This is a genomic window from Clostridium sp. YIM B02551 (assembly GCF_022324735.1).
Taxonomy (GTDB): domain Bacteria; phylum Bacillota; class Clostridia; order Clostridiales; family Clostridiaceae; genus Clostridium_T; species Clostridium_T paridis.
The window spans coordinates 1-15,580 of record NZ_JAKGTF010000028.1 but is presented as its reverse complement, the minus strand read 5'-3'; the positions used below and the strand labels follow the sequence as shown (position 1 = coordinate 15,580).

Here is a 15,580-nt window from a genome sequence, read left to right as displayed (position 1 = left end):
GTTGCTTTTTCTTCCCATAATAAAATGCTCCCTCTATAGTTACAGTTTTATTATTTTAACTGTCTACTATAAAAGGAGCATATCAATAAAAAAGGCTTCTTTTTGTACTATTATAGCTTATCTTTATATCTTTTTAAGTTGATTTTATATTCTTTAAATAGACAGAATGCTGCGTATGAAATGGCAGAAATCATCCCAATAGCTAGAGAAAGTACTAATAATTGCATCTTTTTCACCTACCTTTATTTTCTAACAAAAATGTATAAATAAAAAAATACTAAAAAATGAGTTTTTTAGTATTGAAGCATCATGTGATTGTATATTTATAAATTTGGATAATTAATATTATATTAAAAGATTCCAATTGTGTTACAGGAAACAAATAAGATTAAACTAGCACTATTATAAATAACTTATTATACATATATAATCTTTCGACTATATACAAATAAATCACTACTCATAATAATGGTTCATTCTACCATATAAGATATTTACACAACCCTATATAACCTCACGGCTATATAACATCATTTCAACACCATATATGATATTCGCTAAACCCTACATGATAAGTTGGAATATTATTATAATAAGAAGTTTTAGTTTCCGACTATAACAACACTTTTCCTAACCATATAGAATTCACGCAATTATAAATAATAATTTATAATCACACTGAACTTAAATAATTATAAATATATTTAAGTCTTGGCTTAATCTTTATTTGTTCCTTGATATTAAGTTATCCAAAAACACAATAAATATTCTGGAAAATAAATACATATTAGCAGTCTAAAAATGATACTTTTAATGAAATATCATATATAAATTAATATAAATAAGTAATAATGGAAGAAGTATGTAGAAAATGCAAATTATATGTAGTTTTATGTTGTAAAATAAAAACTTATGTGGTAAAATTTATCTCGTAAAACAATAATTTTTACAAATGAATTTGTTTTTTTCATACAATAAAGTAAGGAAGTAACAATAATATTTAGTTATAGGATGGCATGTTATGAATTTATCAACTGATATTTTAAAAGGTTATTTTATTTTTTTGCATTTTTTAGTACTAGTTGTATTTCTAATACTTCTATGTGTAATAAAAAGAGATAAAAAATCTGAAATTAAAGTAGAGGATACCAGGAAAGAATTAAAAGCAACTAAAAAAGAGTTGAAAAAACAATATGATGAACTACTAGAAAGAGATGAGAAAATAAAATATTTAGCTAATCATGATAGCTTAACGAAGCTTTGTAATAAATCCTATTTAATAAAAAGGTTATGTGAAATAGTAGGTTCTGAGAATAAAAACAGAAAATTTGCATTACTATTTTTAGATATTGGAGATTTTAAAAATACTAATGACATTTTAGGTCATCATTATGGAGATCAATTACTTATTTTAATAGCAAAGCAATTGCGTAAAGTGATAGATGATAAATGTAGTATTTATAGATGGGGTGGAGATGAATTTATAGTTCTTTTTGATAATTATAAAGAAAAAACCGAGGTAATAATCTTAGCTGATTCGATAATAAACAATATAAATGATGAATTTAAAATTGCAGAGAAGAAAGTATATGTATCTCTAAATATAGGAATAGCTATATACCCATATGATGGGACTGATATAAATAGTATTATTAAAAATTCAGAAGTTGCTATGTACGAGGCTAAAAAGCTCGGAAAAAATAAATATCGCTTTTATGATAAAATGCTTCTCGAAAAAATATATCGAAAGGATATTCTAGAAAAACATTTAAGAAATTCAGTTAAAAATAACGAATTATCAATAAAGTATCAACCACAATATAATGTTGAAACTAAAAAGATAATTGGTTATGAAGCTTTGCTTAGATGGAATAGTAAAGAACTAGGTGAAATTTCTCCAGTCGAATTTATTAGTGTAGCAGAGGATTCGGGGCTAATAATATCATTAGGAGAATGGATTCTAAGAGAGGCGTGTAAACAAAATAGTAAATGGATAGAAAAAGGAATTAAAAACATTATTGCAATTAATATATCACCAATACAGTTTGAACAAAGTGACTTTATTGAAATTGTTAGAAATGTTTTAGAAGAAAATAACTTGGAACCCGGACAATTAGAATTAGAGATTACAGAAACTGCATTAATTAAGTCCTTAGATAGAAGTATAAAAACCCTAGAGAAACTGAAAAAGTTAGGGGTAAAGGTTTCATTGGATGATTTTGGGACAGGATATTCATCCTTAAATTACTTGAAAAACCTTCCTATAGATAACTTGAAAATTGACAAAAGCTTTATAAATGATATCGCGGTTTCTGATAATAGCAAACATATATTAACAGGTATAATTCAATTAGCCCATACGCTAAACTTAAAAGTAATAGCAGAGGGCATTGAAACAAATGAGCAATACGAGATTTTAAAGAAAATTAATTGTGATATAGCTCAAGGATTTCTTTTTAGTAAGCCAATATCGAATAATGAGATTGAAAAAATATTAATGATTGGTTAGATCATAAACAAAACATCAACTGTACATAGTTGGTGTTTTTACTTATACAGATATTGTATAATATTCATATAGATGGATTAATATAAAAATAGTATAGGGTCTTAAGTTCAACTAATAACTTATTAGGGGGAGTAATTATGAAGAAAGTAGCATTATTCCTAGGGGCAGGAGCTGAATGCTCATATGGTCTGCCTTCTGGAGGAAAATTTGCATTGGATATTTTTAGAATGAACACATCAAAGGATAAAGATAGCTTGAAGAATCAACTGAAAAATGTAGATAAGCAATCACCTTATTCAAGTTGGTTACCTGATGATTTTGAGAACAAAAAGTTAACAGCCTTTACCAAAGGTCAATATGATTCAATAGTAAAAGGAAGCTTGGAAAATAAAAGAGGACTTATAATAAATTACTTAAGACACTTTGATGAAAATGTTAATGTTATAGTAGAAGGATTGTATAAACAGGGATTAGATATTGATAAGATTTTTGAAGAAGTACTTGGTGTTGAGATAGGTAAGTTTAACTATGGGCAAGAAATAAAGTTAAATCATATGCTGGGCGCAGATATGAATGAAATCTTTAGAACTAATTATTTTTCAGCCTTTTTAAGACTTATACAAATTGATAATGTTAGTAAAGAATTTAATAAAAATATAAAAAATATAACAAGAACAATTTTAGAATTACTAATAGGTTCATTAGGAGAGGAACTTATACATAGGCTAAATGATGGAGTTTTTGAAAAAAGCCCTGATACAATTGATTTGTTTGATGACTTAGGGGCAGTATTCTCATTAGATTACAGTAATACTGGAATGAGAGGCTTAGAATTATTAATAGAAAACGAAGAGAAAAATATATTTGAGATAACAAATAATGAGGAAGTTATCTTACAGTTTGGAATGTTGATTTTAGAAGATATTTTTTCTAGGGCATTGGATTATCAAACACTAATTGATAGTAATTGGAGATATATATATAATCCTAAAACTGATTGGGGTAAATTCAGTAAGATAATAATATTTCTTTATACAGTTAGAAGATATATAAATTTTCAAGCAGATAAAAATAAAGAGAAAATTGCTCAAGGAAATGGATATTATCATGACATTTTAAAGCTTGAGGATGATTATGAATTAGTTGCTGTTGGTACTACCAATTATAATTCATTTATAGAAGATATAATTGGAAAAGAGGTTTTTTACCTTAATGGTTCAGTAAAGGATTACTATGATCCTTATCTAAACAAAATAGTTACTGAGAAAGAAAATGAAAAGAAAAAACACATAATTGTACCGTTTCTTTTTACACAAAGTGGAATAAAGCCATTAACCTCAGTAAAAATGTCCGCGAGATATGTAAATTTATTTAATAGACTTATGGAGGCAGATATTATTTGTATAGTCGGATTTGGCTTTAATTCAGACGATGGACATATTAATGGGATGTTTAGAGAGTTAATAGAGGATTATAATAAAACAATAGTAATATTACATTACACAGAAGAGAACAATAACAGCATAAGAAATATAAAGAAAGAATATCAAAAAAAATTAAGACTGGATTCTGTAAAAGGTCTAAATATTATTCTAGTTGATAGAAATAGGAATGATATAATAAGAAATAATATCTGGTATAGATCATTAGAAAATGAAGAAGCGATAGATTTAGAGTACCCATTGGCTTTTACGAAATGAAAGATGTCTTAAGTTTTGAAAAAGTTATAAACAATTATATTGAAGATAACAATAAAACTGCAATAAGATAATCATTTGAAAGAACTAAAATAATCATAAAATTATATTTAGTTCTTTTTTTGTTACAAGTAATTATTAATAAAAATTTAATATAAGAGGAGGATTTTGTAAATATTAGTTGAAATTATAAAATGAGGCAACAAAAATAATCAAACATTTATGAAGGTGGTATATACATGGATTTTGAAGATATGAGTAAGTACTTGAATTCAAATTTAATATTAGAAAATATGTTTAGGAACTCAAATGAAATTATGTTACTTATTTGTCCTTCAACAGGCAAAATTCTTAGAGCAAATGAAGTGGCATTAAGAAGATATGGATATACCAGTGAACAAATTGCTAACTTTTCAATTCATGACATAAGTAAAAAAATTAAGAAAAATGATGAAGATCAAATACTAAGATTATTAGAAGAAGGAAAGCTTTTTAAAGATATCCATTGTTGTAAGAATGGTGACACATTTCAAGTTGAAGTCTTCACAGTAAATATTGGGGATGAAGAGAATAATATAGTATTAAGTATAATTAAGGAAATAAGTAATGAAAAAAAGAAAGAAGAAAATATAAGAAATGAGTATATAACAAGGGATGCTTTAAATAGAAGTATATTTAATGAGATTCAAATAGGTATATTTGTTACTAATCATAATTTAATAGAGGCACTAAATAAAAAGGCATCAGAATTATTAGGAGAAGTAGATATAAATAACGTTATGAAGACAAAAATTAGCAAATTTATATCTTTGGGTCATCGAGATGAATTTATTAGAAGAGTGGAAAATTTTGAAGTAGATAAGAAACCTTGTTTTTTTGAAACCAATATATTAAGTAAAGGGAATAAAGGAATACAAGTTGAATGCTCCATTAATTCTCTAGGAGAAGATAAAAAAATAGTTGTATTTAAGGATATAACTATAAGAAAAAATATAGAGCAAAAATTAAATGAGAGTGAAAGAAAATATGAAACATTATTAAAAACCTTACCTGACTATATTGGAGTTCACTGTGATGGTAAAATCATATTCGCAAATGAAAACTTAGCAAAATTAAGTGGATTTAAGAGTCCAAAGGATATGATAGGAAGTGAGTTTAAAAAGATAATTGACTCCAAATGGTATGATACTATTGATGCTAGGTTGAAGGATTTAATAACTTATAATAATGTTCTTTCACCTCAAATATATTCTTATTACTATAATGGAACTGAAATTTTTTTAGAGGTGAATTCAAGAAAGATAATATATGATAATGAAGAATGTGTTATTTCAGTATTAAGAGATGTGACTGATAAGATTAAATTAGAAGAATTAAAGTTAAAGATGCTTGAGGAAAAACTATTACTTGAGAAAACTTTGGAATACGACAAGATAAAAACAGACTTTTTATCAAATATATCACATGAATTAAGGACACCTTTAAATATAATTCTAAGTTCTGTACAGGTTTTAGGGATGTATACAGATGATGAAGGAAAAATAAATATAGGCAAGATAAAAAATTATTTAAAATTGATGAAACAAAATTGCTATAGATTATTAAGATTAGTAAATAATTTTTTAGATATAACAAAAATAGATGCAGGATTCTATAAATTAAATAGAAAAAATAGCGATATTATAAATATAGTGGAAGAAATTTCATCTTCTGTAGTAGAGTACCTTAAAGGTAAGAATATAGAATTGATTTTTGATACTGAAGTCGAAGAAAAAATCATTAGTTGTGATGAGGAGAAAATAGAAAGAATAATCTTAAATTTGCTTTCTAATGCTATAAAATTCACTGAAGCTGATGGTTGTATTAAGGTAAATATATACGATAGAATTTCAGAAATAATTATATCTATAAAGGATACTGGTTGTGGTATACCAGAAGATAAGCTTCAAACTATATTTGATAGGTTTACACAAGTAGAAAGTTCTCTAGCAAGGAAAAAAGAAGGGAGTGGTATTGGATTAAACCTTGTAAAGAGTCTTGTAGAAATGCATGGTGGCACTATTGAAGTAAAAAGTAAGCTCACCAAAGGCACAGAATTCTTAGTTCATTTACCTGCATTAGTAGATGGAAGTTTTCATCAAGTTAATGTAGTGAATACTAAAGATTATGAATTTAAGAAAGAAAAAAATATAGAAAAAATGAATATTGAGTTTTCTGATATTTACTCTCTTTAAGACATGGTTGGATTTATTCTGAATGGGTTTTAATATGAAAGAAGGGTTATTATGAGATGTTCTGATGTAAAAGCTAGCATACATGAAAAATCAATTACATTGACTATTACTTCAAATAAAAGGCCAGAGATATCTGACTCAATTATGAGCAAATGGCAAGAAATAGTTGATATTATGGCCATAACACTCAACATACCTATAGCACTTATTAAGCATATTAAAGATGAAAAGGTGGAAGTATTTATTACCAATAAAAATGGCGAAAATCCTTATGAAAAAGGAGATGGTAATAGGTTTCTATCAGAGCTTTATTGCAAAACTATTGTTAAGAATAAACAAAGGTTTATAACTAAAGATTTGGAATTTGAGGAATTTGAGGAATTTAATTTCGCAGTTCCAATCAAGTGGCCAGATGGTGAAATATTCGGAATAATTTGCGCCATTGGAAATATAGATAGTTTTACAAATGAAAATAATTATAAGCTTATTAAGATACTTAGTGAAAGGTTAGAAGTTGATTTAGAAGTATTAGTGGCAAAAGAAACTCTTCAAAAAGAAATGCAAGAAAGAAGAAATATTGAGGAGGATTTGATAAATCTAAAGAATACCATAGAGGAAAATAATAAGCTGATTTGTGAGAATATGGAGTACGAAAATATTAGAAAAGAGTTTTTTTCAAATATTTCACATGAGTTAAGGACTCCTATTAACGTTATTTTATCTGCAATTCAGCTTATTGAAGTAACAAATATACCTGGCAAATCTCAAAACAAATTTGTTGGGAAATATTTAGACACAATGAAAAGGAACTGTTATAGGCTTATGAGAACATTTAATAATATAATTGAAGTTACTAAGGTTGATACAGATTATTATGATATAAATTTTCAAAACATAGATATTGTAGACATAGTAAGAGAGGTCACTGAAGAAGTTGAGGAATTTATTAAAGATATAGAGGTTAAAGTGATTTTTAACTCTAAATTAAAAGAAAAGATTATTGCTGCAGATCCAGAAAAAATTGAAAATATTATATTAAATATTCTTTCAAATGCTGTTAAATTCACTAAGTCTGGGGGAGGAGGAAAGATAATAGTCAATGTATTTGAGAAAGAAGAATCTATATTCATTTCAATAGAGGATACAGGTATAGGTATCCCAGAAGATAAGCTGGATATGATTTTTGAGAAATTTACGCAGGTAAATAAGTCGTTGACGAGAAATCATGAAGGCAGTGGAATGGGTTTAGCACTTGTTAAATCTTTAGTTGATAAACACAATGGAAGAATTACAGTAAAAAGCAGCTTGGGAGTTGGTAGCGAATTTATTATTGAATTGCCTATTAGATATATTTCTGATGAAGTAGCAGTTGAAGCCATAAATTACAATACATACAGTAATTTATATGAAAAGATTAAAGTAGAATTCTCAGATATATATGGAATATAAGAATGTACAATTAGTATAACATGGTAAAGGATTACTAATAAGATATTTAGTAATCCTTTACCATGTTATATTTATAGCTTAGGAGCTTTATTTTCTGGATAATATTTTTTGAAAGCATCATTATAATCTTCAGGTGTATCAAAATACTGAACTTCACTTACATAAGGTCCTCTTTCACCCATAGCTATTTCTTTTTTAGTTATTTTGTTTAAATCTTTAGATTTTTTATCTTCACTCATTTAATTCACCACCTTTTACTCAAAGCCTCTTTTTTGAGCTTCAATTGCGCTTTCATTTAAAGCAGGTTTTTCTAAAGTAGTGTTTTCACGATTTTTCGCCCATTGATCTTGAGTTTTTGAACCATTTCTTAAAAATTCTTTTTTCTCAAAAGTTCTTTTATTATCGTTTTTCATATAAGTACCTCCTTTAATATAGTGCACAAGGACAAGATTTTCATTTAAATGTGTATATGTAATTTAATAAATTTAAAGCTCTACAGTTAGTATTTACAGTTTAATTCATTATAATTTAGGAGTTTTTTGTTAAAAACTCCTTATTTTCTAAAGTAGGGAAATTAAAGTTATAAATTGATTTGAATCACAGAAAACAAATTTAAAAAATTATATTATAAACTCATAGAAAATAAAATCTCGATTGGAGGAATATAAATGAGTTTTAAGTTAAATGAAAAAGTTACTTGGGTTGGAAAGATTGATTGGGAGCTTAAAAAGTTCCATGGTGAAGAATATTCTACACATAAGGGTTCTTCATATAATTCTTATTTAATAAAGGATGAAAAAACAGTACTAATTGATACAGTTTGGAGTCCATTTTCTAAGGAATTTGTTGCAAACTTAAAGAAAGAAGTAGATTTAAAGAAAATAGATTATATAATAGCAAATCACTCAGAGCCAGATCATAGTGGCGGATTACTAGATCTAATGGAGGAGATTCAAGATACTCCAATTTATTGTACAAAAAATGGAGCTAAAATATTGAAGGGGCATTATCACAAGGATTGGAATTTTGTAACTGTTAAAACTGGAGATACATTAGATATTGGAGAAAACAAATTAATATTTATTGAAGCTAAAATGTTACACTGGCCTGACAGTATGTTTACATACATGACTGGCGACAATATATTGTTTAGTAATGATGCATTTGGACAACATTATGCTTCGGAATACATGTACAATGATACCGTAGACCAATTTGAACTATATCAAGAAGCAATTAAATATTATGCTAATATATTAACACCTTTTAGTAAATTTGTAGTTAAGAAGGTTGATGAAATATTAGGATTTAATTTACCTGTAGATATGATATGTCCAAGTCATGGAATAATATGGAGAGATAAACCACTTCAAATTGTAGAAAAATATGTTGAATGGGCAAAAGATTACTCTGAAAATCAAATTACATTAGTATACGATACAATGTGGGGCGGAACTTCAAAGATGGCAGAGGCTATAGTAGAAGGAATAAAGAGTGTAAATTCAAACGTTACAATAAAACAATTAAATTCATCAAAGCTTGATAAGAACGATATAATCACAGAAGTATTTAAGTCAAAAATAGTTTTAGTAGGATCATCCACAATTAATAAGGGTATTTTATCATCAACTGCTTCAATATTAGAAATGATAAAAGGATTAGAATTTAAAGGTAAAAAAGCAGCTGCCTTTGGAAGCTATGGATGGAGTGGTGAATCGGTTAAGATAATAACAGAGGAGTTAACTAAAGCTGGCTTTGAAATGATGAATGATGGTATAAAGGAACTTTGGAATCCTGATGATGAAGCTATGGATAGATGTAGAGAATTTGGAAAAATAATAGCTGAAAAATATAGATAACTTTCATTAATGTGGTAACTAAAGTTACTTATTTTATATAAATATTTTGGTAAAATCTGCTTATAAACTTATATAAAGGAGATGATTAAAATGAAAGCCTGTGTAGATAAAGATACATGTATAGGATGCGGATTGTGTGCTGCCATAAGTCCAGAAGTATTTGATATGGATGATGATGGAAAGGCAAAAGCAATCGAAAATGAACTAGGAGAAGATTTGTTAGCAAGCGCAAATGAGGCTTGTGAACAATGCCCAGTAACTGCCATAACAGTAGAATAGAGAAGAAGCTTAGCGTTTATATTTAAAATATGCTTAATAAGATTTAATTAATAAGAAACTATTATCGTGAGGGATTGCGATAATAGTTTTTTTGGTTGAAATTATTTTTTTCCATATAAGTGTCAGAAAACAGAAAATAGTTTTCGTAAATATGGTATAGAAGGATTTGTATTTTAAAAAATAAATAAAATATTAAAGTGATTTTTTAAGGAGAGTGGCTGTATCATGGAAACAAATAATAAGAGTTACTATGGAATGATTGATGTATTACGATTGCTATTTGCTGTTGCAGTTGTATCAATTCACACAATGGCTTTTCACTCAATAAATGAAAATTTATGGATTGCAACGAGCATGGGAATTAGTAGACTTGCAGTACCATTTTTTTTTATGGTTTCAGGTTATTTTTTATTTGACCGAATTCAATTAAAAAAAGAGCCTAAAGCAACATTGAAAAGATTACTAATTCTTTATCTTTCTTGGGTAACTATAGAGATTATAGCATTATTTCCGATAGTCTTAAGTAGTTTAGGAGCACCTCCTATAATGCTAATTGAGAGATTATTACTAGTTGGAATAACAGGAAGCCTTTGGTATATATCCTCGTTAATCATTACTATTTTTATAATATCACCATTACTAAAAAAAGATAAAATATTTATTTTACTTTTGATTGGATTTGTATTATATCTATTTGGGACAACCGGTGATACTTATTATGGATTATTTCAAGCAACATTGATAAATCCATTGATTAAAGGGTACACATCAATATTTATGATGCCACAAATAGGCGTTACAGAATCAATTCTTTTTGTATCTTTAGGTGCATTTATTAATAAATATAAACTGAATAAAAAGATAAAAAAAGCAGGATTGCTAAGTATAATTTCAATTATACTTTTATTGGTTGAAGCATTTATATTAAATAAAACTGGTGTTTCTAAAGATGCTAATATGTATCTGTCAGCAATAATTGCAGCACCTTTAATATTAATTTGGGCAATTAATTATAGTAAGAATATTTCAACTAAAATTTCTAAAGCTTGTAGAGAGTACAGTATAGGAATATATTGTTCACATCAAATTATAATGATATGGCTTTCAGTGCTTGCTCCAATATTATTTGCAAATACAATGATTAGATTTATTTGTTCTTTATTAATCTCCGCAGCACTAATTACAGTTTTAAGAAAGACTAGAGTTAAAAAAATACTTTTAAAGTAAGTTAATAGGCGATGTTATAAAAGGATTAACAAATCTTACAGTATAAATATTTCAAATGAACCAAATGTAAAAAGTACAAAGAGGCTGAATATAAATAATTTCAGTATATAAATAAGAGAGCAGAAATCGGTGATTTCTGCTCTTCATTTCTTCAATTTTAGAAACTTAGATCTATAAGCGTTGAACTTTTTGTTAATTACTTTTCAAATGCATTATATATAGCATTTACGGCCTTTTCAAAATCTGAAGTAGCAACGCCTACTAATATATTCATCTCACTTGATCCTTGGTCAATCATTCTTACGTTTATATTTGCTTTTGCAAGAGCTGAGAATAATACTGCAGCTACTCCAGTAGCCTTGGCCATTCCGCGTCCAACCGTAGCTATAACAGCCATATTTGGATAAACATCAATTGAATCAGGTGAACATTGTCTCTTAATTTCTTCGACTACTTTGTCCTTTTTATTCTTTAACTGAGAATCAGCAATTACTAAAGAAACAGTATCTATCCCTGAAGGCATATTTTCATAGGAAATTCCGTAAGATTCAAGAATTGATAAAATTCTTCTTGTAAAACCAAGCTCAGAATTCATAAGAGCTTTTTCTATAGCAATTACAGTAAAGTCTTTTCTTCCAGCAACTCCAGTAATTCTTCCATGATTTTTTACATCTTGTATATCATCAACTATTAATGTACCAGGGTCCTCAGGTCTATTTGTATTTTTTATATTTATATATATTCCAGCCTCTCTAACTGGGAAAATAGCTTCTTCATGTAAAACAGAAGCACCCATGTAAGAAAGCTCTCTTAATTCTTTATAAGTAATCTTTTCTATAGCCTTAGGATTATCTACTATTCTAGGATCAGCCATTAGAAATCCTGAAACATCAGTCCAGTTTTCGTATAAACTAGCGTTAATGCTGGCTGCGATAATTGAACCAGTTACATCTGACCCACCTCTAGAAAATGCAACAATTTCACCTTCTTCATTAGCTCCATAAAATCCAGGTATTACTGCATTTTTAACCTTGGATAATCTTTCTTCAACCTTAATTTTTGTTTTTTCTTGATCGTAAGTGCCACCTTCGTTAAATACAATTATTTCGGCTGCATCAATAAACTCATATTCTAAATATTTAGCCAAAATAAGTCCATTTAAATATTCTCCCCTACTGGCTGCATAATCAGCTGAAGCACCATTCTTAATATCTTCTTTAATTTTTTCAAGAGGAATATTGATATCAATATCTATAGATAAGTCGTTAACAATACTGCAATATCTTTCTTCTATTAGTTTAAATACTTCATCAAAAGGAATAGAAGTTTTAACATGAGCATTACATAGATAAAGTAAATCAGTAATTTTATAGTCCTTGCTATCTCTTTTACCAGGAGCAGATGGAACTACAAATCTTCTATCTTTATTAGAAGATACAATGGATTTAACTTTTCTAAATTGCTCAGAACTTGCAAGCGAGCTCCCCCCAAATTTTGTTACTATTGTTTTTTTCATATGTATAGCCCCCCAATTTTATAATAAAAAATAACAATATTATGATAACAATTTTAAAGCAAATATGCAATTCCAAAGAATAGAAAGATAATTATTTTAGATTCAAAAAATGGGCAAAATTTAAGAGAGGCTTTCACACGGGTAAAATGTGGGCCTCTCTTTTGATGAAGGGTAAAAATCTATACTAAAGCATTGTGTACTACTGTGTGCTGCAATAGTACTGCTTAGTAAGTAAACTGATGTTCCCTAAGGGATTAATTAAAGTTCTTAAAAAATCATTCTCCTTTAGTATAGTATATTCTTAGAAAATAATCCACATATTTTTGCGTATGAATAAAAATGAAATAATATTGTAAATATTATGGGAATGTTATGATATTTTTTAAAGTATATAAATAAACATATTATAGAGAAAATAATATTGGAGGATAGTTTCTTGGATATGAAAAAATATTATCATTGTAATATCAATAAGGATATTACTGTTTCCAATGATAAACTAAGATATTTAAGAGCAGATTTATTTAAAGGTAAGATGCATCCCTATAGTATTATAAATCATTTTAAAATAAAAAAATTTAAAAAGTTACTTCAAAGTGGATTTCCTGAACCTGCAATTGTTGTATCATTGAATCCGTTATTAATAGCAGCATATTCAGAGGATTTAGATTGTGTGACAATACTGTCCTATCCTAAAAGTTTAATTAAGGAATATAAACTAACGATAAGCTCAAGATTGTTAACATTAAACACATACAAAACTGGAAATAAGTATGATGAAGACATAATTCCAGGTGAAAATCCAATGGGATTATGGGTAGGATTTACTCCTAATATTGCAGAATTCTTATCAGATGATACGGAGGCTATTGATAAAAAGAAAAAGTCTATTCCAGAAGATTACTGGGGGAGAGTTTTTGAACTTGGTTTAAAATATGTAGACAGATATCCATCTGTAAATAGGGTAGGAGCACCACTATTATCTGAAAAAATTAATATTAAAATATAGAGGATTTCAAGATCAAATAAACTATAATTTATTTGATCTTTTTTCTTTACAAGCAGTTATATTTGTTATATATTATATATAACAAATATAACTAATAGGATATTAAAAGGAGGGTTAGAATGTTGCTTAGAATTGATTTTCAAAGTGAAACACCTATTTATCTTCAACTTAAAAACCAAATTATTAGTGGTATTGCATGTGGTGAACTTCAGCCAGAGGAAAGTCTTCCATCAGTAAGGCAGATGGCAGAGGATATTGGAATAAATCTTCATACAGTAAACAAAGGATATAATTTATTAAAAGATGAGGGCTTTGTTACAATAGACAGGCGAAAAGGTGCTATCATAAATCCAATTCCAATTAGAAAAAATGATAGATCTCTTAGCATATTAAATGAGGAACTAAGCAATATTATTGCGGAAGCCTATTGTTTTGGAATATCTGAGGAAGAATTTATTGGGACATGCAAAAAGTTATATGAAAAATATGAAAAATAAGATTTAAGGAGATAATTGTTATGAGTGAGCTATTAACTGCAAATATAATAAATATTATTATTTTTGGCGTATTATATATTACCTTCATCCTTACCCCAAAATTAACAAGAAAAGATTTAATATTTGGTGTGTTTATTCCATTAGATAGAGCTAAAGATAAGGAAATAAAAAGGATAACTAAACAGTATACTATAGAGTTAACTGTCTTCTCTATAATAGTATTAGCGGCATACTTTTGTTTATTAAATACTATTAATATGATTCCACGTATTTTTATAATCACTATCTTTCTTTTTATAATTGGATATTTCTTAATATTTTTAAGAGCAAATCATAAGGTTAAAAAATATAAGGGTGAAAATAACTTAATGGAAAATAAGAAGCAAGTGGTTTATGTAAATACTACAATGTCAAAAAAATTAAGAAGTGATGCAGTTTTACCATTTTACTGGTTTTTGATTCCTCTAGGTGTAGCACTTTTGAACTCAATTATACCGCTTATGAAATTTGATGAATTGCCAGCTAAAATTGCAATTCATTGGGGGATAGACGGAACAGCAAACAATTTTGTTGAGAAGTCTGTAGGAGCTGTTGTAACAAATGGTTTAGTAATGATGGGGGTTGTGGTTTTGCTTATTTTTACTAACTATTCAATAGCAATTAGTAAAAATAGAATAGATGCAGCTAAACCAGTTTCATCCTCACAGAAACTATATAAATTTAAAAAGATTAATTCTTTATTTATATATAGTTTAGCAATAATAGTTACCACCTTAATTACTTTACTAAATTTTAATTCATTAAATATAATTTCAGTGAACTTTAAACAATTAACACCAATTCTTATCATACTATTTTTAGTTATAATAATAGCCCCAATTGCATTAGATATTAGATATGGTCAAGGTGGTAGCAATTTAAAGGATACTACAGAGGAAAAGTCGGAGGATGATGTTACTAATATAGATGACGATGCTTACTGGAAGTTAGGCTCAATTTATTATAATCCTAATGATCCTTCTATATTTGTAGAGAAAAGATTTGGAGTAGGCTGGACTTTAAATTTTGGAAATAAAATAGCTATAATTATTTCAATTGCTATTTTAATATTTATAATATCTGTTTTGTTATTTCCTGTGATCTTTTCATAGTATAGGATTTTTTTTAGGAAAGTTAATTTATTAGTTGAACTTAAAACCATATATTTTAATAAAAGAAGTCTAGTTCAGAGTAAAATGGATCCTATAAAGTAGACAATTAATAAAAAGAGCCTCTAGTCTCAATTTTATTGACTCTACTTTGTA

Annotated in this window: 13 protein-coding genes; 10 read left to right on the top strand and 3 right to left on the bottom strand. The window is 27.5% G+C overall.

The features are described from left to right. Positions 1-1,021: 1,021 nt before the first annotated feature. The 4 genes from L1S47_RS20350 (at position 1,022) to L1S47_RS20335 (ending at position 7,889) form a co-directional block, all read left to right on the top strand. Positions 1,022-2,509 carry a bifunctional diguanylate cyclase/phosphodiesterase gene (locus tag L1S47_RS20350; protein WP_238886916.1) on the top strand — a complete coding sequence of 496 codons (1,488 nt, stop codon included), beginning with the start codon at positions 1,022-1,024 and terminating at the stop codon, positions 2,507-2,509. Between the two features lie 137 nt (positions 2,510-2,646). Next, on the top strand, positions 2,647-4,209 hold the full coding sequence (locus L1S47_RS20345; RefSeq protein WP_238886914.1) for an SIR2 family protein: 1,563 nt from the start codon (positions 2,647-2,649) through the stop codon (positions 4,207-4,209). 236 nt (positions 4,210-4,445) lie between these two features. Further along, positions 4,446-6,440, top strand: a complete 1,995-nt coding sequence (locus tag L1S47_RS20340; protein WP_238886912.1) for an ATP-binding protein — start codon at positions 4,446-4,448, stop codon at positions 6,438-6,440. Between the two features lie 51 nt (positions 6,441-6,491). After that, entirely contained in the window at positions 6,492-7,889 is a 1,398-nt protein-coding gene (locus tag L1S47_RS20335) for a cell wall metabolism sensor histidine kinase WalK (RefSeq protein WP_238886908.1), read from the top strand. 71 nt (positions 7,890-7,960) lie between these two features. On the opposite strand, the gene L1S47_RS20330 is transcribed toward L1S47_RS20335, so the two are convergent. Further along, positions 7,961-8,128: a hypothetical protein gene (locus tag L1S47_RS20330; RefSeq protein ID WP_238886906.1), complete on the bottom strand. Its 168-nt coding sequence runs from the start codon at positions 8,126-8,128 to the stop codon at positions 7,961-7,963. 15 nt (positions 8,129-8,143) lie between these two features. After that, the gene (locus L1S47_RS20325; RefSeq protein ID WP_238886904.1) at positions 8,144-8,302 is read right to left on the bottom strand and encodes a hypothetical protein; all 159 of its coding nucleotides are present in this window, start codon (positions 8,300-8,302) and stop codon (positions 8,144-8,146) included. A 255-nt stretch (positions 8,303-8,557) separates the two neighbouring features. Between L1S47_RS20325 and L1S47_RS20320 the strand changes: the two genes are divergently transcribed. From L1S47_RS20320 to L1S47_RS20310, 3 genes are all read left to right on the top strand, one after another. Continuing rightward, a complete protein-coding gene (locus tag L1S47_RS20320; protein ID WP_238886902.1) occupies positions 8,558-9,748 on the top strand; it encodes an anaerobic nitric oxide reductase flavorubredoxin in 1,191 nt (396 codons plus the stop codon). A 90-nt stretch (positions 9,749-9,838) separates the two neighbouring features. Next, positions 9,839-10,027: a ferredoxin gene (locus L1S47_RS20315; RefSeq protein ID WP_238886900.1), complete on the top strand. Its 189-nt coding sequence runs from the start codon at positions 9,839-9,841 to the stop codon at positions 10,025-10,027. Positions 10,028-10,252: 225 nt separating this feature from the next. Continuing rightward, positions 10,253-11,254: an acyltransferase gene (locus L1S47_RS20310; RefSeq protein WP_238886898.1), complete on the top strand. Its 1,002-nt coding sequence runs from the start codon at positions 10,253-10,255 to the stop codon at positions 11,252-11,254. A 196-nt stretch (positions 11,255-11,450) separates the two neighbouring features. Here the strand turns inward: L1S47_RS20310 and L1S47_RS20305 are convergent, their stop codons facing one another. Then, positions 11,451-12,770 carry an aspartate kinase gene (locus L1S47_RS20305; protein ID WP_238886892.1) on the bottom strand — a complete coding sequence of 440 codons (1,320 nt, stop codon included), beginning with the start codon at positions 12,768-12,770 and terminating at the stop codon, positions 11,451-11,453. Positions 12,771-13,206: 436 nt separating this feature from the next. Between L1S47_RS20305 and L1S47_RS20300 the strand changes: the two genes are divergently transcribed. The 3 genes from L1S47_RS20300 to L1S47_RS20290 all read left to right on the top strand — a co-directional run bounded on the left by L1S47_RS20300 (position 13,207) and on the right by L1S47_RS20290 (position 15,427). Then, a complete protein-coding gene (locus tag L1S47_RS20300) occupies positions 13,207-13,779 on the top strand; it encodes a hypothetical protein (RefSeq protein ID WP_238886890.1) in 573 nt (190 codons plus the stop codon). Between the two features lie 119 nt (positions 13,780-13,898). Continuing rightward, on the top strand, positions 13,899-14,276 hold the full coding sequence (locus tag L1S47_RS20295) for a GntR family transcriptional regulator (protein ID WP_238886889.1): 378 nt from the start codon (positions 13,899-13,901) through the stop codon (positions 14,274-14,276). A gap of 20 nt (positions 14,277-14,296) precedes the next feature. Beyond that, complete coding sequence (locus L1S47_RS20290; protein ID WP_238886887.1) at positions 14,297-15,427, top strand: DUF5808 domain-containing protein; 1,131 nt, start codon at positions 14,297-14,299, stop codon at positions 15,425-15,427. Positions 15,428-15,580: the final 153 nt, after the last annotated feature.

Coding starts and splice junctions, on each gene's coding strand:
- L1S47_RS20295 (WP_238886889.1), top strand. CDS start 13,899: ATGTTGCTTAGAATTGATTTTCAAAGTGAAACACCTATTTATCTTCAA.
- L1S47_RS20340 (WP_238886912.1), top strand. CDS start 4,446: ATGGATTTTGAAGATATGAGTAAGTACTTGAATTCAAATTTAATATTA.
- L1S47_RS20345 (WP_238886914.1), top strand. CDS start 2,647: ATGAAGAAAGTAGCATTATTCCTAGGGGCAGGAGCTGAATGCTCATAT.
- L1S47_RS20315 (WP_238886900.1), top strand. CDS start 9,839: ATGAAAGCCTGTGTAGATAAAGATACATGTATAGGATGCGGATTGTGT.
- L1S47_RS20290 (WP_238886887.1), top strand. CDS start 14,297: ATGAGTGAGCTATTAACTGCAAATATAATAAATATTATTATTTTTGGC.
- L1S47_RS20325 (WP_238886904.1), bottom strand. CDS start 8,302: ATGAAAAACGATAATAAAAGAACTTTTGAGAAAAAAGAATTTTTAAGA.
- L1S47_RS20305 (WP_238886892.1), bottom strand. CDS start 12,770: ATGAAAAAAACAATAGTAACAAAATTTGGGGGGAGCTCGCTTGCAAGT.
- L1S47_RS20335 (WP_238886908.1), top strand. CDS start 6,492: ATGAGATGTTCTGATGTAAAAGCTAGCATACATGAAAAATCAATTACA.
- L1S47_RS20320 (WP_238886902.1), top strand. CDS start 8,558: ATGAGTTTTAAGTTAAATGAAAAAGTTACTTGGGTTGGAAAGATTGAT.
- L1S47_RS20350 (WP_238886916.1), top strand. CDS start 1,022: ATGAATTTATCAACTGATATTTTAAAAGGTTATTTTATTTTTTTGCAT.
- L1S47_RS20330 (WP_238886906.1), bottom strand. CDS start 8,128: ATGAGTGAAGATAAAAAATCTAAAGATTTAAACAAAATAACTAAAAAA.
- L1S47_RS20310 (WP_238886898.1), top strand. CDS start 10,253: ATGGAAACAAATAATAAGAGTTACTATGGAATGATTGATGTATTACGA.